The sequence below is a fragment of the Bradyrhizobium sp. UFLA05-112 genome, from assembly GCF_053572325.1.
The window spans coordinates 1-21,890 of record NZ_JBANBK010000049.1 but is presented as its reverse complement, the minus strand read 5'-3'; the positions used below and the strand labels follow the sequence as shown (position 1 = coordinate 21,890).

Below are 21,890 nucleotides of genomic sequence, written 5' to 3'. Positions count from 1 at the left end.
GCGCCGCGCCGCGGGTTAACCGGCAGGCAAGAAGGATTTTTAACGATGGCAACGATCACAGCTGCGATGGTCAAGGATCTGCGCGAGTCGACCGGCGCAGGCATGATGGACTGCAAGGCCGCGCTCACCGAAAACGACGGCAACATGGAAGCGGCGCAGGATTGGCTCCGCAAGAAGGGCCTGTCGAAGGCTGCCAAGAAGTCCGGCCGCGTCGCGGCCGAGGGCCTGATCGGCGCACTCACCAAGGGCACCAAGGGCGTCGTGGTCGAGGTCAACTCCGAGACCGATTTCGTCGCGCGCAACGGCCAGTTCCAGGGCCTCGTCAAGATGATCGCCCAGGTCGCGTTCGATGCCGGCGCCGATGTCGAGAAGATCAAGGCCACCAAGGTCGGCGACGTCACGGTCGAAGCTGCGATCAATGACGCGATCGCGACCATCGGCGAGAACATGACGCTGCGCCGCGCCGCTTCGCTCGACGTGAAGCAGGGCGTGGTGTCGAGCTACGTCCATGGCGCCGTCATCGATGGCGCCGGCAAGATGGGTGTCCTCGTCGCGCTCGAATCGCCCGGCAAGGCCGATGAGCTCGCAGCGCTCGGCCGCCAGCTCGCCATGCATGTCGCGGCCGCCAATCCGCTCGCGCTCGAACCGTCCGGTCTCGATCCGGCGGTCGTGAAGCGCGAGAAGGACGTGCTCGCCGACAAGTACCGCCAGCAGGGCAAGCCGGAGAACGTGATCGAGAAGATCGTCGAGTCCGGCCTGAAGACCTACTACAAGGAAGTCTGCCTGCTCGAGCAGGCCTTCATCCACGACACCGGCAAGTCGGTGGCGCAGGCGGTGAAGGAAGCTGAGGGCAAGGTTGGGGGCCCCGTGAAGATCGCCGGCTTTGTGCGGTATGCTCTCGGTGAGGGAATCGAGAAGCAGGAAAGCGACTTCGCGGCGGAAGTCGCGGCCGCCAGCGGCAAGAAGTAAGCGCCGGGACGTTTCCTTCCGGCGTGCCGCCGGAAGCGGCGCCCGGAGAAGGAAAGTGCTCATGACTGATCCGGTCTATCGTCGCGTGGTGATCAAGCTGTCCGGCGAATATCTCGCGGGACCGCAGGGTTTTGGGATCGACCAGCAGACGGTTGACCGGGTTGCCGACGATCTGATCGCCGCGCGCCGTCTCGGTGCCGAGGTCGCGGTGGTGATCGGCGGCGGCAATATCGTTCGCGGCGTCGAGGTGTCCTCCCGCGGCGTGTCGCGCCCGACGGGCGACACGATGGGCATGCTCGCCACCGTGATGAACTGCCTCGCGGTGGAAGCGGCGATCGAACGCAAGGGCGCGCCGGCGCGCACCCTCTCGGCTTTCGTCATGCCCGAGATTTCCGAGCTATTCACCCGCGCCGCAGCGCACAAATACCTCGCCGAGGGCCGAATCGTGCTGCTCGGCGGCGGAACCGGCAATCCGTTCTTCACGACCGACACGACGGCGGTGCTGCGCGCCGCCGAGATCGGTGCCGAGGCCGTCCTCAAGGCGACCAATGTCGACGGCGTCTACTCGGCCGATCCCAAGAAGGATCCGGCCGCCGAGCGCTTCGACCGGCTGACGCACAAGCAGGCGATCGAGGGCGACTATAAGGTGATGGACGCGACTGCCTTCGCGCTTGCCCGCGAGACGTCGCTGCCTATCATCGTATTCTCGATCGCCGAGCCGGGCTCGATCGGCGCGATTCTGCGCGGCGTCGGCCACGGGACGATCGTCGCCGGCTGACGGCGCGCCGGGCGCAGCTTGTGCGCCCAGCCAGGTATCTGAAGGGAGAGCGTGATGGCCACGGGTAATTTCGACCTCAACGAATTGAAGCGCCGCATGCAGGGCGCCGTCCAGTCCCTCAAGCACGAGCTCGGGGGCCTGCGCACCGGGCGCGCCTCCGCCTCGATGCTCGATCCGGTCCAGGTCGAAGCCTACGGCAGCCACATGCCGCTGAATCAGCTCGCCACCGTCAGCGTGCCGGAGCCGCGGCTGATCTCGGTGCAGGTCTGGGACAAGTCGATGGTCAAGCCGGTGGAGAAGGCGATCGTCGATTCCAACCTCGGCCTGTCACCGGCCACCGAGGGCCAGGTGCTGCGCCTGCGCATCCCCGAGCTGAACGAAGAGCGGCGCAAGGAGCTGGTGAAGGTCGCGCACAAATACGCGGAAGCCGCCAAGGTCGCCGCGCGTCACGTCCGCCGCGACGGTCTCGACGTCCTCAAGAAGCTCGAGAAGAATCACGAGATGTCGGAGGACGACCAGAAGCGTCATGCCGACGAGGTGCAGAAGGCGACCGACGGCACGATCACCGAGATCGATCAGCTGCTGGCGGCCAAGGAAAAAGAGATTCTGACGGTCTAGAGAAGCCTTCATGTCGAACGCCGCCGCGCCCGTCACGGAAGGACCGGAAAGGTCCGAGGCGCCCGCGCATGTCGCCATCATCATGGATGGCAACGGGCGCTGGGCGGCCGCACGTGGCCTGCCGCGCGCCGAGGGCCACCGCCGCGGCGTGGAAGCGTTGCGCCGCGTCGTCCGTGCCTCGCATGAGCTCGGCATCCGCTATCTCACCATCTTCTCCTTCAGCTCAGAGAACTGGTCGCGTCCGGCGAGCGAGATTGGCGATCTCTTCGGCCTGTTGCGCCGCTTCATCCGCAACGACCTCGCGAGCCTGCACCGCGATGGCGTCAAGGTGCGCATCATCGGCGAGCGCGAGGGACTCGAAGGTGACATTTGCGCCCTGTTGAACGAGGCCGAGGAGCTGACGCGCAACAACACGCGTCTTACCCTCGTCGTCGCCTTCAACTACGGCTCACGGCAGGAGATCGCGAAAGCCGCGCAAAAGCTCGCGCGCGAAGTCGCAGAGGGCAAGCGCGATCCGGCCTCGATCGATGCCGAAGCGCTCGGGCACTATCTCGACGCACCCGAGATTCCCGATCCCGATCTCATCATCCGCACCTCCGGCGAGCAGCGTCTGTCCAATTTCCTGATGTGGCAGGCCGCCTATAGCGAGCTGGTGTTCGTGCCGATCCATTGGCCTGATTTCGACAAGGCCGCGCTCGAAGGCGCGATCGCCGAATTTGCCAGACGCGAGCGCCGTTTCGGCGGCCTGGTCGCGAAAACCGCCTCGTGACCGAAAACGACGCCGCGCCGGCAGGCTCAACGCCGGCTTCAAGCAACCTGATGATGCGTGTCCTCGCGGCCCTCGTGCTGGCGCCGCTGGCGATCGCGCTCGCCTATGCCGGCGGCTGGCTCTGGGCGTTCCTGGTTACGCTTGCGTCGATCGGGTTGTTCGTGGAGTGGCTGACTGTGGTCGGGGCAGGGCGGGTTGTCCTGACAGCGTGCGGGACGATCGTTCTCGCCATCATGGGATTCTGTGTCGCCTTCGGGGCGCTCAAGGCTGCGGTCGTGATCGGCTGCGTCGGCGGCGTCGCGATCATGCTGCTGGCGAAAGACAAGTTTGTCTGGGCGGGGGCTGGATTCGCCTATGCGGTGGCTGCGCTGCTCGCCTCGATCCTGGTGCGGCAGGATCCGGTGAACGGATTCGTCGCACTCATGTTCGTGCTGCTTGTGGTGTGGGCGACCGACATCGGTGGCTATTTTGCCGGCCGGGGCATCGGCGGTCCCAAATTGTGGCCGCGCGTGAGCCCCAAAAAGACCTGGGCCGGGGCGCTCGGCGGCTTCGTCGCGAGCCTGGCGGTCGCAGGCGGTTTTGCCGCCGGCGGCTTCGGCAAGGCGGTTCCGTTGCTAGCCCTCAGCGCCATTTTGTCGGTGGTCTCGCAAGCCGGCGACCTGTTCGAATCCGCGGTCAAGCGCCGGTTCGGCGTCAAGGATTCCAGTCACTTAATCCCGGGCCATGGGGGCCTGATGGACCGCCTGGACGGCTTCATCGCCGCCATTCTGGTGGCCTGGATTTTCGGCTACCTGCGCCATGGTGTGCATAGCGCTGGAAGCGGTCTTATGGTTTGGTGAAACAATGAGCCCAGTCCCTTTGCGTAACAACAAGCCCGCGGCGTCCGCGGTGCGCAGCGTCACCGTTCTCGGTGCCACCGGCTCGATCGGCGACAGCACGATGGATCTGTTGCGCGCTTCGCCCGAGCGCTATCGCGTCGAGGCATTGACGGCGAACGGCAATGTCGAAGCGCTGGCAAAGCTCGCAAAGGAGTTTTCCGCGCGCTTCGTCGCGATCGCGGACACCTCCAAACTTGCCGAGCTCAAGAATGCGCTCGCCGGCACCAAGACTGAATGCGGCGCGGGCGAAAGCGCTGTGATCGAGGCTGGTGCGCGGCCGGCCGACTGGGTGATGGCGGCGGTGAGCGGCGCGGCTGGACTGAAGCCCGCGCTCGCCGCGGTCGATCGCGGCGCCCATGTCGCGCTCGCCAACAAGGAATGCCTCGTCTGCGCCGGCGATTTCTTCATGCAGCGCGCCGCCAAGGCGGGTGCCTGCATTCTGCCCGCCGATTCCGAGCACAACGCACTGTTCCAGGCTTTGAGCTCGGGCAATCGCGATGAGCTCGTGCGCGTCATCATCACCGCCTCGGGCGGCCCGTTCCGCACCTGGAAGAGCACTGACATCGAGCAGGCGACGCTCGCTCAGGCGCTCAAGCATCCGAACTGGAGCATGGGCCAGAAGATCACGATCGATTCCGCCTCGATGATGAACAAGGGCCTCGAGGTGATCGAGGCGTCCTATCTGTTCGCCTTGAAGCCGGACGAGATCGACGTGCTGGTCCATCCGCAGTCGATCATCCACGGCATGGTCGAATTCTCCGACTGCTCGGTCGTTGCCCAGCTCGGCGCGCCCGACATGCGCACGCCGATCGCACACTGCCTCGGCTGGCCCGACCGCATCAAGGGACCCGCCGCCAAGCTCGACCTCGCCAAGATCGGGCAATTGACCTTCGAGGCGCCGGATTTCGAACGTTTCCCCGGACTGCGGCTTGCTTACGATTCGTTAAGGACCGGCCGCGGCGCGACTACGGTATATAATGCTGCGAACGAGGTCGCGGTGGCGGCCTTCATCGCCGGCAAGATCAGATTCGGCGCCATCGCGCGGCTGGTCGAAGCAACGCTCGAAGACTGGATCAAGGGTGGCAATCTGGCGCCCTTGTCCTCGGCGGATGATGCGATCACCGTTGACCATGTTGCGCGAAACAGAGCGGCCACCCTATTGCCTCAAATCGCCTTAAACGCATCCTAGTAGGTTCGGAACCGGGGTCGCGAGACCCCCGGGTTAAGAGGAATCGATGACTGAGTTTTTCCTCCATAGCTTCAACACCTTGAGCCATGGGCTGATCGGCTATGTGATCCCCTTTTTATTCGTCCTGACCATCGTCGTTTTCTTCCATGAGCTCGGCCATTTTCTGGTCGCGCGCTGGGCTGGCGTGAAGGTGTTGACCTTTTCGCTCGGCTTCGGCCCCGAGCTCGCCGGCTTCAACGACCGCCACGGCACGCGCTGGAAGATCTCGGCGATCCCGCTCGGTGGCTATGTCAAATTCTTCGGCGACGACACCGAGGCCTCGACGCCATCGGCCGTGACGCTGGCCGCAATGTCGGCGGAAGAACGCGCCGGCAGCTTCCATCACAAGAAGGTCGGCCCGAGGGCTGCGATCGTCGCGGCCGGACCGATCGCGAATTTCCTGCTCGCGATCGTGATCTTCACCTGTCTTTTCACCTTTTTCGGCAAGCCATCGACCACGGCGCGAGTCGACAAGATCGAGGCGGGCAGCGCTGCGGCAGCGGCCGGCTTCCAGGTCGGCGACGTCGTGACCGCCATCGACGGAACCAAGATCGGAAGCTTCTCCGACATGCAGCGGATCGTCGGCACGCATGCCGGCGACAAGCTGATCTTCACCGTGAAGCGGGGCGATTCCCAGGTCGATCTGTCCGGGACCCCGGAGCTGCGCGAGGTGAAGGATCCCTTCGGCAACGTGCATCGGCTCGGCGTGCTCGGAATCACCCGGCAGACGGCGGCCGGTGACACCGTCACCGAGCGGGTCGATCCGGCCACCGCGCTGTGGCTGGGCGTGAAGGAAACCTGGTTCGTGATCGACCGGACGCTGGCCTATATCGGCGGGGTCTTTGCCGGTCGCGAGGCGGCCGATCAGGTCGGCGGTCCGTTACGAATCGCCCAGATCTCCGGGCAGGTCGCGACCATCGGCATGGCTGCGCTGGTGCATCTGGCCGCAGTGCTGTCGATCTCGATCGGGCTGTTGAACCTGTTCCCGGTTCCGCTGCTCGATGGCGGGCACCTTTTGTTCTATGCGGTGGAAGCAGTCCGCGGCCGGCCTTTGTCGGAACGCGCGCAGGAGATGGGGTTTCGAATCGGGCTCGGCTTGGTACTGATGTTGATGGTGTTTGCGACCTATAACGACATCCTCCATCTGGCGGCATCGTGAAACGGGCTTTTTTGTGACGTTGCTCTTAGGCAACGTCCTGGACTGAAATTCAAACTACGGCGCGCTCGGCCGTTTGCGGCGTCGGTGAAATTAGCTACAAGCGGCATGAAACTTGGGGAATCTCCCAGACCGGCGTTGGGGTTGGGTCTGGCACTGGAATGATAAGGGCGTCGTTGCGCATGATGTTTGGTATGAAGGTCCGGGGGGGCCTGCTCGCCACCCTGATCATGTTCGGCGTGCCGGTGCTTGCCCCGGTTGGGGTAGCGCTTGTGTCTACGCCCGCCGCCGCCCAGACGGTGGATTCGATCTCGGTGGAGGGGAACCGCCGTGTCGAGGTCGAGACCATCCGTTCCTATTTCAAGGCAGGCCCCGGCGGGCACCTTGACCAGGCAGCCATCGACGACGGCCTCAAGGCGCTGATCGAGACCGGACTGTTCCAGGACGTGAAGATCAATCGCGTCGGCGGCCGGATCGTGGTTTCGGTGGTCGAAAACGCCGTCATCGGTCGCGTCGCCTTCGAGGGCAACAAGAAGATCAAGGACGAGCAGCTCACCGCCGAAGTCCAGTCCAAGCCGCGCGGCACGTTCTCTCGCGCCGTGGTGCAGTCGGACACGCTGCGCATCGCCGAAATCTATCGCCGCTCCGGCCGCTACGACGTGCACGTCACGCCCGAGATCATCGAGCAGCCGAACAACCGCGTCGACCTGGTCTTCACGATCGAGGAGGGCGCCAAGACCGGCGTCAAGTCGATCGAGTTCGTCGGCAACGTTGCCTATTCGAGCTATCGCCTGAGGGACGTCATCAAGACCCGCGAGACGAATCTCCTGAGCTTCCTCGGCAGTGCCGACGTCTACGATCCGGACCGGGTCGAGGCCGACCGCGACCTGATTCGCCGTTTCTACCTCAAGCACGGCTTCGCCGACGTCCAGGTGGTCGCCGCGATCACCGAATACGATCCGGAGAGGAAGGGCTTCCTCGTCACCTTCAAGATCGAGGAAGGCCAACAGTATCGCGTCGGCTCAGTCGACTTCCGCACGAGCATCCCGAACTTCGATCCCACCGTGCTGCGCAGCTATTCGCGCGTCAACGTCGGCTCGCTCTACAACGTCGAATCGGTCGAGAAGTCGGTCGAGGAGATGCAGATCGAGGCCTCGCGCCGCGGCTATGCCTTCGCCGTGGTTCGGCCGGGTGGCGACCGCAATTTCGATGCGCACACCGTGTCGGTCGTGTTCAACATCGACGAAGGTCCGCGCACCTATATCGAGCGCATCAACATTCGCGGCAACATCCGCACGCGCGACTACGTGATCCGCCGCGAATTCGACCTCTCCGAGGGCGACGCCTACAACCGTGCGCTGGTCGATCGCGCCGAGCGGCGTCTGAAGAACCTCGACTTCTTCAAGACCGTCAAGATCACCACGGAGCCGGGGTCCTCCAGCGACCGCGTGGTCCTGATCGTCGATCTCGAGGAGAAGTCCACCGGCGACTTCTCGGTGTCGGGCGGTTATTCCACGACCGACGGCGCGCTGGCCGAAGTCTCGATCTCCGAGCGCAACCTGCTCGGCCGCGGACTGTTCGCCAAGGCATCCGTCACCTACGGCCAGTATGCGCGCGGCTATTCGCTGTCGTTCGTCGAACCGTACCTGCTCGACTACCGCGTCGCGCTCGGCCTCGACCTCTACCAGCGTACGCAGCTGTCCAACAGCTTCATCTCTTACGGCACCAAGACGCTGGGCTTCAGCCCGCGCCTCGGCTTCAGCCTGCGCGAAGATCTGGCCTTGCAGCTGCGCTATTCGATCTACCGTCAGGAGATCACGCTGCCGTCCTATCTGCAGGACTGTAACAACACGCTGGGCACCGCGGCCAATACAAGCCCGGCCTTCTCCGCCGCAAACGGTGGTGTCCCTGATCTCAGCTCCACCAACGGCCTCGGGTGCTACCAGAACGGCGAAGCCTCGCTACCGGTGCGCAAGGAGTTGGCGAACGGCGCGACGCTGACCTCGGCGCTGGGCTATTCGTTGACCTACAACACGCTCGACAACAACAAGAACCCGACCGACGGCCTTCTGGTCGACTTCAAGCAGGACTTCGCCGGCGTCGGCGGCGACGTCTCCTACCTGAAGTCCGCGGTTGATGCGAAGTACTACCAGTCGCTGGTGTCCGATCTCGTCGGCCTCGTCCATCTGCAGGGCGGTATCCTCAACAAGTGGGGCAGCACCGAACTGCGCATGCTCGATCACTTCCAGATGGGTCCGAATCTCGTCCGCGGCTTTGCGCCGAACGGCATCGGTCCACGCGACCTCAATCCCTATGGCACGCAGGACGCGCTTGGGGGCACGAAGTACTGGGGCGCTTCGCTCGAATTGCAGATGCCGTTCTGGTTCCTGCCCAAGGAAGTGGGTCTGAAGGGCGCGGTCTATGCCGACGCCGGCGGTCTCTACGACTACCAGGGACCGACGACCTGGGCGCTCACCGGCGAAACGACGACGACGAAGAACTCGACCTGTACGCCGTCGACCGTCAACCCGGCCACGCCTGGAACTTGTACCGGATTGGTGTATGACGACAGCAAGGTCATCCGCTCGTCGGTGGGTATCGGTCTGATCTGGCAGTCTCCGTTTGGACCGCTGCGCTTCGACTACGCAGTGCCGCTCACCAAGGGCGCGTATGACCGCGTGCAGCAGTTCCGGTTCGGCGGCGGTACGTCGTTCTAAGCTGATCTCCGGCCGGACCTCGACGGGGTGGAATGGCGCAGCCGTCCTTCTTCAAGAAGCCGCCTGCGTCGGCGCTGGCCGATATCGCCACGCTGACGAAGGCGCAGCTGGTCGACCCGGCCCGGGCCGGCCACATGATCACGGGCCTGGCTTCGCTCGACGAAGCCGGCCCGATGCACCTGACGTTCTTCGACAACCTCAAATATGTCGACCAGCTCAAGGCGACCAAGGCCGGCGGCTGCCTCGTCAGCCCGCGCTTCGAGGCGCAGGTACCGGCGCACGTCGCCGCGCTGCGCGTGGCGCAGCCGTTCCGTGCCTTCGTCAGGATCGCCCGGGAATGGCACGGTGACGCGCTGAGGCCGCAATCCTCGGTCGGCAATGACGGCATCGCGCCGTCGGCGATCATCGATCCAACGGCGCGTCTGGAGGACGGCGTCGTGGTCGATCCACTGGCCGTCATCGGCCCTGAGGTCGAAATCGGCAGCGGCACCGTGATCGGCGTCGGCGCGGTGATCGGCCCTGGCGTCAAGATCGGCCGGGACTGCGACGTCGGCGCCCGTACGGCCATCCAGTGCGCCCTGATCGGCAACAACGTGCTGATTCACCCTGGCTGCTCGATCGGCCAGGACGGCTACGGGTTCGTCTTTTTCGGTCCCGAGGGCCACCTCAAGGTGCCGCAGACGGGACGGGTGCTGATCCAGAACGACGTTGAGGTCGGGGCTGGCACCACCATCGATCGGGGGTCCTTGCGTGACACCGTGATCGGGGAGGGCACCAAAATCGACAACCAGGTCCAGATCGGCCACAATGTGACCATCGGCCGGAACTGCCTGCTGGCGGCTCAGATCGGCCTCGCCGGCAGCCTGACGATCGGCGACAACGTGGCGCTGGGAGCGAAGGTTGGCATCAACAATCACCTCAAGATCGGCGATGGGGCTCAGGTCACCGCGATGAGCGGCGTCAAGGACGACATCCCGGCAGGCGGACGTTGGGGCGGCTTTTTTGCCAAGCCGACCAAGCAGTGGTTCAAGGAGATCATCGCGGTGGAGCGTCTCGTGCGTGACAGCAAGGCCGATGGGAAGGACGAGGGACAGGAGTAATGGAGGAAGCACCGGTCAGGTTCGAGCTCGTGGACATCAACGCGATTCTGCGCACGCTGCCGCACCGCTTCCCGATGCTGTTGATCGACCGGGTGATCAACATCCGCACCGACTATAGCGGCATCGGCATCAAGAACGTCACCTTCAACGAGCCGGCCTTCCAGGGGCATTTCCCCGAACGGCCGGTCTATCCCGGTGTGATGATGATCGAGGCGATGGCGCAGACCGCGGGCGTGATCGGCATCACATCGGTCGATGGCACGGAGAAGCCGCGGGCGGTGTATTTCCTCACCATCGACAAGTGCAAATTTCGCAAGCCCGTGCTGCCTGGTGACACCATCGAGTACCACATGCGCTCGATCGGTCGCCGCAAGGCGATGTGGTGGTTTCACGGCGATGCCAAGGTCAACGGCCAGGTCGTCGCCGAAGCCGACGTCGGCGCGATGCTGACGGACTGAGGCGAGTTTCTCGTCGCTTCAATCTACGTCGTCGTTCCGGGATGTGTGAGAAGTGCGCAGGCCCGGAATCCATAACGCCGAACGTCGTTATGGATTATAGCTCGCGACTTCGTCGCGCCCCGGAATGACGGACCATGGACGATGGCTTCCAGCGTGAAACAAGCCGAGATGATACGTCACTGGACAGATCGCGCAAAGTCGCGCTAACCACCGGAAAACCGAGCGACTTCAACGGATAGCCAGACCTTCTTAATGAGCAAGATTGATCCCACCGCGCGCGTGGAAGACGGCGCCGTGATCGGCGAGGGCACCGAGATCGGGCCCTTCTGCATCATCGGCCCGAACGTCGTGATCGGCAAAAATTGCAAGTTGATCGGGCATGTGCACATCACGGCGCAGACGACGATCGGCGACGATTGCACCATCTACCCGTTCGCCTCGCTCGGCACGCCGCCGCAGTCGCTCAGCTATCGCGGCGAGCTGACGAAGCTACGGATCGGTTCAGGCTGCACCATCCGCGAATCCGTGACCATGAATGCCGGCACCGTCGCGGGCGGCGGCATCACGGAGGTCGGCGAACGCGGCTATTTCATGAATTGCAGCCACGTCGGGCACGACTGCCATGTCGGCAACGACGTGATCTTCGCGACCTCGGCGACGCTCGGGGGGCACTGTGAGATCGGCGACTTCGTCTTCATCGGTGGCTTGTCCGCGGTGCACCAGTTCACCCGCATCGGTCCGCAGGTGATGGTCGGCGGCGTTTGTGGCGTGCGTGACGACATCATTCCGTTCGGGCTCGTCAACGGCCAGTATGCGGTGCTCGAAGGTCTCAACATCATCGGCATGAAGCGGCGCAAGTTCACCAAGCAGCGGCTCGCGAGCGTGCGCGCGTTCTATCAAAAGCTGTTCCACGGCCCCGGGATTTTCGCCGAGCGGCTCGCTGCGGTGCAGCCGCTTGCGGCTGAGGATCCCGCGATCGCCGAAATCCTCGACTTCATCGGCAAGGGCAAGCATCGCCCGCTCTGCCTTCCCGCGATCGGGCAGTAGTCACGGGGATGGCCGCGAGCATGACATCGGCGGCGCCAGAGATTTCGTCACCGGTCGGCGTCATCGCCGGCGGCGGCGCCATGCCGTTTGCGGTCGCGGAGTCGCTCGCCGCACGTGGCATCGCGCCGGTGCTGTTTCCTCTGCGCGGCGCCTGCGATCCGGTCCAGGTGGAAAAGTTCCGACATCGCTGGATCTCGGTCGGCCAGCTCGGCCGCGCCATGCGGCTGTTTCGCGAGGAGGGCTGCCGCGACCTGATCTTCATCGGCACCTTGATGCGGCCGTCCCTGTCGGAAGTGCGCTTCGATCTCAAAACGCTCCGGCTTCTCGGGCACGTCGTCCGCGCGTTTCGCGGTGGTGACGACCATCTGCTCTCCGGCGTTGGCCGCATGCTCGAGCAGGACGGCTTTCGCATGGTCGGGATCAAGGACGTCGCGCCCGATCTGTTGATGCCCGAGGGCTGCATTACCCGCGCCTGGCCGGCCGACAACGCCAGGAGCGACATCGAGCGCGGCCGCGCGGTGCTGGCTGCGCTGAGCCCGTTCGACATCGGACAGGCCGTCGTCGTGATCGACGGCCATGTGGTCGCTGTCGAGGACATCGAGGGCACCGACGGGTTGCTCCAGCGCGTGGCGCGGCTGCGCAGCGAGGGCCGCATCCGCGCGGCGCGCGGCCGCGGCGTGCTGGTCAAGGCACCGAAGAGCGGGCAGGATTTGCGCTTCGATCTGCCGACGATCGGCCCGCGAACCGTTGAAGGTGCCGCCAGCGCTGGCCTTTCCGGCATCGCCGTGATCGCGGGCAACACCATCGCCGCCGAGCCGCAGGCGATGATCGAGCGCGCCGACGCCAACTATCTCTTCGTCATCGGCCTGCACGCGTGATGCCGGGGCGCGATCCAAAGCGGAAGATCTTTCTGATCGCCACGGAGGAATCCGGCGACCGGCTTGGGTCCGCGCTGATGAAGGTGCTGCGCCAGCGGCTCGGCGATGGCGTGCAGTTCGAAGGCGTCGGCGGCCGCACCATGGCACGCGAGGGGCTAGTCTCGCTCTTTCCGATCGAGGAGCTGTCGATCGTCGGCTTTGCCGCCGTCGTGCAACAACTGCCCAAAATCCTGCGGCTGATCCGCGCGACCGCGGATGCGGTGATCGAAGCCGCGCCCGACGCGCTCGTCATCATTGACAGTCCCGACTTCACCCATCGCGTTGCCCGCCGCGTCCGCGCGCGGGGTCCGACGATCCCGATCGTCGACTACGTCTCGCCCTCGGTCTGGGCCTGGCGGCCGGGCAGGGCGCGGGCCATGCTGTCCTATGTCGATCACGTGCTCGGCCTGCTGCCGTTCGAGCCCGAGGAATACCGTAAGCTGCGCGGCCCGCCGTGCAGCTATGTCGGCCATCCCCTGATCGAGCAATTGTCGTCGCTGCGGCCGAACGCGGAGGAGCAGAAGCGCCGCGACGGCGAGCCGCCGGTCCTGCTGGTCTTGCCTGGCAGCCGCCGCAGCGAGATCAGGCATCATCTCGACGTGTTCGGCGCGGCGCTCGGCCGGTTGCGGGCTGGCGGTCAGCAATTCAAATTGGTGCTGCCGACCATGTCGCATCTCGAAGCAACGGTGCGTGAGGGCATCGCGAGCTGGCCGGTCAAGCCGCAGATCGTGGTCGGCGAAGCCGAGCGGCGCGCCGCGTTCCGGATCGCGCGCGCGGCGCTGGCGAAATCCGGCACGGTGACGCTCGAGCTTGCGCTATCGGGCATTCCCATGGTGACGGCCTACCGCGTCGGCGCGGTCGAGGCCTTCATCCTGCGCCGCGCCATCCGCGTCTCCTCGGTGATCCTCGCCAATCTCGTGATCGGCCGGGAGGTGATCCCTGAATTCTTGCAGGAGGACTGCACGCCGGAAAAGCTCGCGAAGGCGCTGACCGAGGTGCTGACGGACTCTCCGTTGCGGAAACAGCAGGTCGAGGCTTTCGCCCAGCTCGATCAGATCATGTCGACCGGCAACAAGTCACCCAGCGTACTCGCGGCCGACATTGTGCTGACGACGATGCGCGGGGGCAAGCGAGGGGGTAGCAAAACGTAGCCAACATTGCGATTTCGCGCGCACGGGGCGGGTAAAAGGGGCCCCATCCCTCGCTCTTTCGTCGTGAGGATCATTGGCGAGGGCAGCAAAGCTCAGGCGACATCTGCGGGGGCGCCGCCTGTTTCCTCTGCGGCCAGCTTATCGAGATCGATGATTTCCGGATCGTTCTGATGCGGATTCTGTTGCGTGCCCCCGCTGCCATGAACCTGGATGAGCGTCTGCACACGCCGGGCGCTCAGATAATCCACGAGCTGATGACGCAAGGCGACCGGCAACAGCGCTTTTGGCAGTCCCACGAGCGTGAACGCCGAAACCTTGCGCACCTCCTCGCCCTCGCGCCAAAGTAGCGGGGTCAGCGTGTAGATCATTTTTCTCTCTACCTCCGGCTGACCATGATCCGGTTCGCCCGGCGCGCCGAGTGCAATGTTTGCATTACCGGCTCGCGTGCGTACCGCTATCGACCGAAGCTCCCAGCAAATGAGATCGGTGGCGGAGAGAAGCTCGCGGCGCATCTCATCCACGCTGGTCGAAAACCTTGTCGCTTCGGGCGGTATTGCCACCCCTTTTGTGGCAGCCTGTGCGAGGGCAATGGCGCTCGAGTCAAATCGCGGCACGGCCTGTTCGATGGCCGCTGCCAGAGCCAGGATATGATCCGCCATTTTGTTGCGGTCGCGCTGCAATAGGGCTTCGGCCAATGCGCGTTCGGTCGAGACGATTTGCTCGTCGAGTTCTGTGAGTTCGGCACGCTGACGACTGGCCCGATCCTCGACAGAGCGCATATTGGCATCTGCTCGATCGAGCTGGCCATTCGTGGCGCCGGCGACCGCCAACCGCCGGGCTGCGGCACGCTGTTCCTCGAGCATCTTTTCAGTGATGCTCAATCGCTCAGCCAACTTCTGCCGCGTCGCTCGCTTCCGCTTCAACGCACTTTCGAAGCTCTCGACCGGACCGAGCTCACGCAAAAAAAATGCCATGACAACATCCTCGCGAGTCGCGATTAGCCGCCGAATCAGACTGCTCTATTATAACCGCAAATTCGATTTGGCATTTGCGGCTTCACTGGACCCCGGTCAGGCGCCTGTTGAAAGAGTCGGTTACGATCACCGATCGTCGAATATACCAATTGCGGGATGACGGCACCCGCGATTTCCCGTTGCGGATTGATGCCCGGATTTAAGACGAGAACAGCAGCGCGCTCGGCGCAGACCTCTTCCGTTCTTGGATTAGGGGAATGCCGACAAAAATCCCGCCCGGCTGTGATGTCCGGGCGGGATTTATCAGTCCTGCAATTGTGGACGTGACCTTACTTCCGCTGATCGATCGCCACGTAGTCGCGGCGGGTGAGGCCGGTGTAGAGCTGGCGTGGGCGGCCGATTTTCTGCTGCGGGTCCTCGATCATCTCGCTCCACTGGCTGATCCAGCCGACGGTGCGGGCGACCGCGAACAGCACGGTGAACATCGAGACCGGGAAGCCCATCGCCTTCAGTGTGATGCCCGAATAGAAGTCGACGTTCGGGTAGAGCTTGCGATCGATGAAGTACTGATCGCTGAGCGCGATCTTCTCCAGCTCCAGCGCCACCTTCAGCATCGGATCGTCACCATGGCCGGTCTCCTTGAGCACGGCGTGACACATCTTCTGCATGATCTTGGCGCGAGGATCGTAGTTCTTGTAGACGCGGTGGCCAAAGCCCATCAGGCGGACTTCGCTGTTCTTGTCCTTCACCTTGGCGATGAACTCGGGAATCTTGTCGACCGTGCCGATCTCGGCGAGCATGGCAAGCGCGGCTTCGTTGGCGCCGCCATGGGCCGGACCCCAGAGGCAGGCGATGCCCGCTGCGATGCAGGCGAACGGATTGGCGCCGGAGGAGCCGGCGATACGCACCGTGGAAGTCGAGGCGTTCTGCTCATGGTCGGCGTGCAGGATGAAGATCTTCTCCAGCGCGTCCGCGAGCACCGGATTGACCTTGTACTCCTCGCACGGCACGGCGAAGCACATGTTCAGGAAGTTCTCGGCGAACTTCAGCGAGTTCTTCGGATACACGAACGGCTGGCCGACCGAATATTTGTAGGCCATGGCGGCGAGCGTCGGGATCTTCGCGATCATCCGCATCGACGCGATCATGCGCTGCTTCGGATCGTTGATGTCCGTGGAGTCGTGATAGAACGCGGCGAGCGCGCCGACGGAGGCCACCATCACCGCCATCGGATGGGCGTCGCGGCGGAAGCCCTGGAAGAAGCGGGCCATCTGCTCGTGCACCATCGTGTGGTGCGTGACTCGGTAGTCGAAATCCTTCTTCTGGGCCGCGGTCGGCAGATCCCCGTAGAGCAGGAGGTAGCAGGTCTCCAGGAAGTCGCCGTGCTCGGCGAGTTGCTCGATCGGATAGCCGCGGTATTCCAGCACGCCGGCGTCGCCGTCGATATAGGTGATCTTGGACTGGCAGCTCGCGGTCGAGGTAAAGCCCGGATCGTACGTGAAGAGGCCCGATTGTCCGTATAGCTTGCCGATATCGACGACGTCAGGCCCGACGCTGCCGCTCAGGATCGGGAGATCGTAGTTCTTGTTTCCGACCGTCAGCGTTGCTGTTTTTGTGGATTTTGCGTCCATCGTAAGTCCCCGATGAATTGTGAAACGGGCCGGACCTGATCGTCCCCCATCAGATGGCGGGGCAAGCCGGATATTCCAGAAGGTACGGGTGAGATGGGTATATTATTGCTGTGTGCGCTGCAAGATGGGCACCGCACAGGACTTACGTCGTAGACTGATCCTTCAGGCGGCCCAGGCTTTCCTGGCGTCCCAGAACGTCCAAAACCTCGAAAATACCGGGCGAGGTGGACCGTCCCGTCAGCGCCGCCCGCAGCGGCTGGGCGACCGCGCCGAGCTTGAGACTATTTTCCTCGGCAAAAGCGCGCAGCGCGGCTTCCGCGGTGACCGCGCTCCAGCTCTCGACATTCTCCAGCGCGGAATGAAGCCGGCCGATCAGCGCCCGGTTCTCCGGCGTGAGCAGGGCTGCCGCCTTGGGATCGAGCTCCAGCGGTCGGTCCGCGAAGATGAAATAGGCGCCGTCGATCAGCTCGATCAGCGTCTTGGCGCGCTCCTTCAGGCTCGGCATGGCCTTCAGGAGCTGCGCGCGCGTGGCATCGTTCAGCTTGGCCTTGAGCTCGGCCTTCCCCGGGACGTAATCGAGTACGTCCTCGAACATCTTCACGAGCGATTGATCGTCCGCGTTACGAATGTAGTGGCCGTTGAGGTTCTCGAGCTTGGCAAAGTCGAAACGCGCGGCGGCGCGGCCGACGCTGGCGAGGTCGAACGCGGCGATCATCTCCTCGGTCGAGAAGATCTCCTGGTCGCCATGGCTCCAGCCGAGGCGAACGAGGTAATTGCGTAGCGCGGCCGGCAGATAGCCCATGGCGCGGTAGGCATCGACGCCGAGCGCACCGTGACGCTTGGAAAGTTTTGAGCCATCCGGGCCATGGATCAGCGGGATGTGTGACATGCTCGGCAACGCCCAGCCCATCGCGTCGTAGATCTGCTTCTGGCGCGCGGCGTTGATGAGGTGATCATCGCCGCGGATCACATGGGTGACGCCCATGTCGTGGTCGTCGACCACCACCGCGAGCATGTAGGTCGGCGTACCATCGCCGCGGAGCAGGACGAGGTCGTCGAGGTTCTCGTTCTGCCAGACCACGCGACCCTGCACCTGGTCCTCGATCACGGTCTCGCCGGTCTGCGGTGCGCGCAGCCGGATCGTCGGCTTGACGTTCGCGGGCGCGGTTGCCGGATCGCGGTCGCGCCACATGCCGTCATAGAGGCGGGTGCGGCCCTCCGCGCGCGCCCTCTCTCGCATCGCGGCGAGCTCGTCGGCGGTGGCGTAGCAGTGATAGGCCTTGCCGTCGGCGAGCAGCTGTTCGGCCACCTCGCGGTGGCGGGCGGCGCGGCTGAACTGGTAGATCACCTCGCCATCCCAACCGAGCTCCAGCCATTTCAGTCCGTCGAGGATGGCGCCGATCGCCGCCTCGGTTGAGCGTTCGCGGTCGGTATCCTCGATCCGGAGCAGCATCTTGCCGCCGTGCTTCTTCGCAAAGAGCCAGTTGAACAGAGCCGTGCGGGCGCCCCCGATATGGAGGAAGCCGGTCGGCGAGGGGGCGAAGCGCGTGACGACGGAATCGGTCATGTGTGGAACGGCCTATGCATTGGAGGCGGTGGTGTATAGCAGGAACGGTGCATAACTAAAGCCTGCCGGCGGACCGCATCGGACCGGGCTGAGGGCTTGGCTCGGCCTCCCGAAACTGGCAGAAGGACCGCTGATTTCCCGACAGGATTTTCGGAATGACGACAGAACCGGTGGCAACTGAGGCGGGGCGCGATTTCATTCGTGACATTGTCCAGGCCGATCTCGATGCGGCCAGGTACAAGGAGGTCGTGACCCGGTTCCCGCCGGAGCCGAACGGCTACTTGCACATCGGCCATGCCAAGTCGATTGCGCTCAATTTCGGCATCGCCGAGGAATTTCGCGGCCGCTGCCACTTGCGCTTCGACGACACCAATCCGGTCAAGGAAGAGCAGGAATATATCGACTCCATCCAGGCCGACGTGCACTGGCTCGGCTTCGACTGGGGCAACAACCTGTTCTATGCCTCGGACTATTTTGACCGCCTCTACGAATGGGCGGAGAAGCTGATCCGCGACGGGCTCGCCTATGTCGACGACCAGACCCAGGATGAGATCCGGCTTACCCGCGGCACGCTGACCGAGCCCGGCAAGAATTCGCCGTTCCGCGACCGCTCGGTGGATGAGAACCTCGATCTGTTCCGCCGCATGAAGGCCGGCGAATTCCCGAACGGAGCGCGCGTGTTGCGGGCCAAGATCGACATGGCCTCGCCGAACATCAACCTGCGCGATCCCGTGATGTACCGCATCCTGCATGCGCATCATCCGCGCACAGGTGACAAGTGGTGCATTTATCCGAGCTACGACTATGCGCACGGCCAGTCGGATGCAATCGAGAGCATCACCCATTCGATCTGCACGCTGGAGTTCGAGGACCACCGTCCGCTCTACGACTGGTTCATCGAGAAGCTGCCGGTGCCCTCCGAGCCGCACCAGTACGAGTTCGCGCGGCTGAACCTGACCTACACGGTCCTGTCGAAACGCGTGCTGACCCAGCTCGTGCGCGACGGTCATGTCGCGGGCTGGGACGATCCGCGCATGCCGACCATGGCGGGCCTGCGCCGCCGCGGCGTGCCGCCGGCTGCACTTCGCGAATTCGTCAAGCGCATCGGTGTGGCGAAAGCCAACAGCGTGGTCGACGTCGGCATGCTCGAATTCTGCATTCGCGAGGAGTTGAACCGCACGGCGCAGCGGCGCATGGCGGTGCTGCGACCGCTGAAGGTCGTGATCGAGAACTATCCGGAAGGGCAGGTCGAGGAGCTCGAGGCGATCAACCATCCGGACGATCCGTCGGCCGGCACGCGCAAGATCGCGTTCTCCCGGGAGATCTATATCGAGCGCGACGACTTCATGGAAAACCCGCCGAAGAAGTTCTTCCGCCTGTCGCCGGGCAACGAGGTGCGGCTGCGCTATGCCTATTTCATCAAGTGCACCGGCGTGATCAAGAACGATGCCGGCGAGGTGGTCGAGCTTCGCTGTACCTATGATCCGCTGACCAAGGGCGGCAACGCGCCTGACGGCCGCAAGGTCAAGGCGACCATGCACTGGCTGCCGGCGGCGCAGTCCGTGCCCGCCGAGATCCGCGTCTACAACCAGCTTTTCTCGAACCCGAGCCCGAACGCTGCCAATTTTGTCGCCGATCTCAACCCGCAGTCGCTGGAGATCCTTCCCGATGCGCGGATCGAGGTATCGGTTGCCGAGAGCAATGCGACCGAGCCGATGCAGTTCGAGCGGCAGGGCTACTTCGTGCGCGACAAGGATTCGACGCCGGGCAAGCCGGTGTTTTCGCGGACGATCGGATTGCGCGACACCTTTGGATGTGTATAAGAGACAGACTCCAAGAGTGCCTTCTTTCTGGGCTCGAATCCAACCCTCTATCGCGGCAGAGAGGGCGTGGCGGCCTATTTCGACGGCCTGCCGCGGTGGCGGGCGCCGCGTGTCACGTTTTCGGACATTGCGTCGGCCCATGTCGCGCCTGACGTGATCAACATGGCCGGCATTGCCTCGTTCGATTTGGGCGAGGAAATTCCGTCGTTGTCGGTCAAGATCACGTGGGTTCTCGTCCGCGAGGACGGCGACTGGAAAATCGCGAGCCACCATGTGTCGTCGCGAACGCCGCTGATCCAGCAATAGCGCCGTCACATTTGGTCGTCATTTCGGGCTCGCGACTTCGTCGCGCCCCGGAATGACGGGGGAAGTGAACGGAAAGGTTGCCCACGCGTTGTGTGGGATCAACAAGGATTCCCCACCATGCAAAACATCGCAGAGCACATGGAAGTGATCGGCGCCGACGGCGTTCATATCGGCACCGTCGACCGCGTCGAGGGCAACCGCATCAAGCTGACCAGGAAGGATAGCGGCGAGGGCAGCCACAAGGGCCATCATCATTTCATCGACAAGGGCCTGGTTGCCGATGTCGAGGGCAACAAGGTGCGGCTCTCCGCCAAGGCGGCGGTGGCCGTAACGATGGAAGAGGAAAAGTAGCCGCCCTTCGGCTGGTTCCCTTTCCGTTCCGCTATTCGCGTCCCCGCACCTTCCGGTAGCCTCCGCACCCGTCGCGTATCGTAAGGTGCAGGAATGGCGGAGCCTTCCCGGCCACACCGCTCTCAGGGGATCGCCGGGACATGGCCAGCGGGCCGTGCCGCTTCGGCCGGCGGGCTTGTGCCGGCAGGCTTTGGCGCGTGGTCGTCGTTGGCCGAGACGTTGCGCGGATGGGCCAAGGCGGAAGCTGGCGCCGGTCGGCTGCTGCCGTGGGTGCCCGTGGCCTTCGGTGCCGGGATTGCCCTCTATTTTGCCGCCGACCACGAACCCGTGCTCGCGGTCGCCGCGATCATGGCGCTGGTGCTCATGGCGGGTGCCGTGCTGCTGCGGCGGAGCCGGTTGTTCGCACCCGCCATCATGATCGCCGCGATCGCCGCAGGGTTTGCTACGGCGACCTGGAAGACCGCGCGCATCGCGCACACCGTGCTGGCCAAGCCACTCTATTCGGTGGCGCTGTCCGTCTTCGTCGAGACGCGCGATATCCGCGAGCGCACCGATCGCTTCGTGCTGCGGGTGACTGCGATGGAGGCGCCGCGCGGCGACATCCAGCTCGAGCGTGTGCGGCTGTCGGTGCGCAAGGGCACAGCGATCCGCGTTTTCGGAATCGCAGCGATTCATTTTTGCCGTGTGAGTGCGATGGTGAGGTATCTCCGGCGCTCGCGCTTCGCTGCGCAGATATACGGCAGCGCTCGAAGACCCACTGAGCCGCTGGAGCGCGCGTTGCGGGACATCAGCGCAGACGTATCGATGGATGTCCAGACCGTCACCCGCTGCGCCTAATGGCTCTGGCTGCCCTCGCGGCGGACGCTATCGCTGAAGGGGGTGGGGAGGACCCGGGGCGGTCAGCCGGGATTGAAGCGACCGAGGTACCGGTACCGGTTACTGTGGCATGTCTTCTACATCATTTTCGGCGAGGCACTTGAGTACTGGGGCGTGTACTCACTAAGCGGCTCGGCCGACTGATGTCCGCTCAACCCGCAACAACGGCGGAAGAGCGGACATTGCCCGAGGTCGCAGATGGGCCGATTCCGTTGAAAAAGGGCGGCAGTAATCCGATGTATTGGCGTCAGCGGCGATGCGGCCGAGCGGCTGTGTCGGCCTTTATGCGGGCTTAAGGGTTTGCATCGGGATCAGCTTGGCCATCTTGCGAAGGTTCTGAGCGGTGGCTGCGAGAGTGAACTCGTCGCGCGCGCCGTTTGGGCCTCGTAACCGCAAACGGTCGAGTTTGAGAATGCGCTTGAGGTGCGCGAACAGCATCTCGATCTTCTTGCGAAGCCGACGCGAAGTGCGGCCTTCCCAAGATCGTGCTATCTCGCGCGCCATGTCGCGAGCGCCCTCGTAGATCGAGCGCGGCACCCTTCTTGAGGGCTGCTTGGGACAGCACCGGGACTTCAA

General features: G+C 64.0%; 20 protein-coding genes and 1 pseudogene. 17 read left to right on the top strand and 4 right to left on the bottom strand.

What is annotated here, in order from left to right; translation table 11 throughout:
- Positions 1–45: 45 nt before the first annotated feature.
- The 13 genes from tsf to lpxB all read left to right on the top strand — a co-directional run bounded on the left by tsf (position 46) and on the right by lpxB (position 13,786).
- Positions 46–969, top strand: coding sequence for a translation elongation factor Ts (tsf, locus tag SO180_RS25780; RefSeq protein WP_449381640.1), 924 nt, complete (start codon positions 46–48; stop codon positions 967–969).
- 61 nt (positions 970–1,030) lie between these two features.
- The gene (gene pyrH, locus SO180_RS25775) at positions 1,031–1,747 is read left to right on the top strand and encodes a UMP kinase (protein WP_449381639.1); all 717 of its coding nucleotides are present in this window, start codon (positions 1,031–1,033) and stop codon (positions 1,745–1,747) included.
- 54 nt (positions 1,748–1,801) lie between these two features.
- Positions 1,802–2,365 carry a ribosome recycling factor gene (gene frr, locus SO180_RS25770; protein ID WP_254095528.1) on the top strand — a complete coding sequence of 188 codons (564 nt, stop codon included), beginning with the start codon at positions 1,802–1,804 and terminating at the stop codon, positions 2,363–2,365.
- Positions 2,366–2,375: 10 nt separating this feature from the next.
- On the top strand, positions 2,376–3,134 hold the full coding sequence (locus tag SO180_RS25765; RefSeq protein ID WP_449381638.1) for an isoprenyl transferase: 759 nt from the start codon (positions 2,376–2,378) through the stop codon (positions 3,132–3,134).
- Positions 3,131–3,973, top strand: coding sequence for a phosphatidate cytidylyltransferase (locus SO180_RS25760; RefSeq protein WP_449381637.1), 843 nt, complete (start codon positions 3,131–3,133; stop codon positions 3,971–3,973). The genes SO180_RS25765 and SO180_RS25760 overlap by 4 nt, the downstream gene beginning before the upstream one ends.
- A 4-nt stretch (positions 3,974–3,977) precedes the next feature.
- Complete coding sequence (gene dxr, locus SO180_RS25755; RefSeq protein ID WP_449381636.1) at positions 3,978–5,201, top strand: 1-deoxy-D-xylulose-5-phosphate reductoisomerase; 1,224 nt, start codon at positions 3,978–3,980, stop codon at positions 5,199–5,201.
- Between the two features lie 46 nt (positions 5,202–5,247).
- The gene (locus SO180_RS25750) at positions 5,248–6,399 is read left to right on the top strand and encodes a M50 family metallopeptidase (protein ID WP_449381635.1); all 1,152 of its coding nucleotides are present in this window, start codon (positions 5,248–5,250) and stop codon (positions 6,397–6,399) included.
- Between the two features lie 179 nt (positions 6,400–6,578).
- Positions 6,579–9,113 (top strand): outer membrane protein assembly factor BamA, encoded by a 2,535-nt coding sequence (gene bamA, locus SO180_RS25745; RefSeq protein ID WP_449381634.1) that lies wholly within the window; start codon positions 6,579–6,581, stop codon positions 9,111–9,113.
- Between the two features lie 32 nt (positions 9,114–9,145).
- On the top strand, positions 9,146–10,213 hold the full coding sequence (gene lpxD / locus SO180_RS25740; RefSeq protein WP_449381633.1) for a UDP-3-O-(3-hydroxymyristoyl)glucosamine N-acyltransferase: 1,068 nt from the start codon (positions 9,146–9,148) through the stop codon (positions 10,211–10,213).
- Positions 10,213–10,671, top strand: a complete 459-nt coding sequence (gene fabZ, locus SO180_RS25735; RefSeq protein ID WP_027523862.1) for a 3-hydroxyacyl-ACP dehydratase FabZ — start codon at positions 10,213–10,215, stop codon at positions 10,669–10,671. Before lpxD ends, fabZ begins: the two co-directional genes overlap by 1 nt.
- Before the next feature lie 252 nt (positions 10,672–10,923).
- On the top strand, positions 10,924–11,718 hold the full coding sequence (gene lpxA / locus SO180_RS25730) for an acyl-ACP--UDP-N-acetylglucosamine O-acyltransferase (protein WP_449381632.1): 795 nt from the start codon (positions 10,924–10,926) through the stop codon (positions 11,716–11,718).
- Between the two features lie 20 nt (positions 11,719–11,738).
- Positions 11,739–12,596 carry an LpxI family protein gene (locus tag SO180_RS25725; protein WP_449381631.1) on the top strand — a complete coding sequence of 286 codons (858 nt, stop codon included), beginning with the start codon at positions 11,739–11,741 and terminating at the stop codon, positions 12,594–12,596.
- Positions 12,593–13,786, top strand: a complete 1,194-nt coding sequence (gene lpxB, locus SO180_RS25720) for a lipid-A-disaccharide synthase (RefSeq protein WP_449381630.1) — start codon at positions 12,593–12,595, stop codon at positions 13,784–13,786. The genes SO180_RS25725 and lpxB overlap by 4 nt, the downstream gene beginning before the upstream one ends.
- A 92-nt stretch (positions 13,787–13,878) precedes the next feature.
- On the opposite strand, the gene SO180_RS25715 is transcribed toward lpxB, so the two are convergent.
- The 3 genes from SO180_RS25715 to gltX form a co-directional block, all read right to left on the bottom strand.
- Complete coding sequence (locus tag SO180_RS25715) at positions 13,879–14,760, bottom strand: hypothetical protein (protein WP_449381629.1); 882 nt, start codon at positions 14,758–14,760, stop codon at positions 13,879–13,881.
- 329 nt (positions 14,761–15,089) lie between these two features.
- A complete protein-coding gene (gene gltA, locus SO180_RS25710) occupies positions 15,090–16,391 on the bottom strand; it encodes a citrate synthase (RefSeq protein ID WP_449381628.1) in 1,302 nt (433 codons plus the stop codon).
- Positions 16,392–16,533: 142 nt separating this feature from the next.
- On the bottom strand, positions 16,534–17,958 hold the full coding sequence (gltX, locus tag SO180_RS25705) for a glutamate--tRNA ligase (RefSeq protein WP_449381627.1): 1,425 nt from the start codon (positions 17,956–17,958) through the stop codon (positions 16,534–16,536).
- A gap of 155 nt (positions 17,959–18,113) precedes the next feature.
- Here gltX and SO180_RS25700 point away from each other — a divergent pair, with 155 nt between their 5' ends.
- The 4 genes and pseudogenes from SO180_RS25700 to SO180_RS25685 all read left to right on the top strand — a co-directional run.
- Positions 18,114–19,781 carry a glutamine--tRNA ligase/YqeY domain fusion protein gene (locus tag SO180_RS25700; RefSeq protein ID WP_449381626.1) on the top strand — a complete coding sequence of 556 codons (1,668 nt, stop codon included), beginning with the start codon at positions 18,114–18,116 and terminating at the stop codon, positions 19,779–19,781.
- A 27-nt stretch (positions 19,782–19,808) separates the two neighbouring features.
- On the top strand, positions 19,809–20,087 hold the full coding sequence (locus SO180_RS25695; RefSeq protein ID WP_449381672.1) for a nuclear transport factor 2 family protein: 279 nt from the start codon (positions 19,809–19,811) through the stop codon (positions 20,085–20,087).
- 117 nt (positions 20,088–20,204) lie between these two features.
- Positions 20,205–20,438 carry a DUF2171 domain-containing protein gene (locus tag SO180_RS25690; RefSeq protein ID WP_027550707.1) on the top strand — a complete coding sequence of 78 codons (234 nt, stop codon included), beginning with the start codon at positions 20,205–20,207 and terminating at the stop codon, positions 20,436–20,438.
- Between the two features lie 93 nt (positions 20,439–20,531).
- Positions 20,532–21,092: pseudogene (locus SO180_RS25685) on the top strand (DUF4131 domain-containing protein); the annotation flags it as partial.
- Between the two features lie 504 nt (positions 21,093–21,596).
- On the opposite strand, the gene SO180_RS25680 reads toward SO180_RS25685, so the two are convergent.
- Positions 21,597–21,890: transposase (locus SO180_RS25680; RefSeq protein ID WP_449381625.1), on the bottom strand; the 294-nt coding region annotated here is incomplete at its 5' end.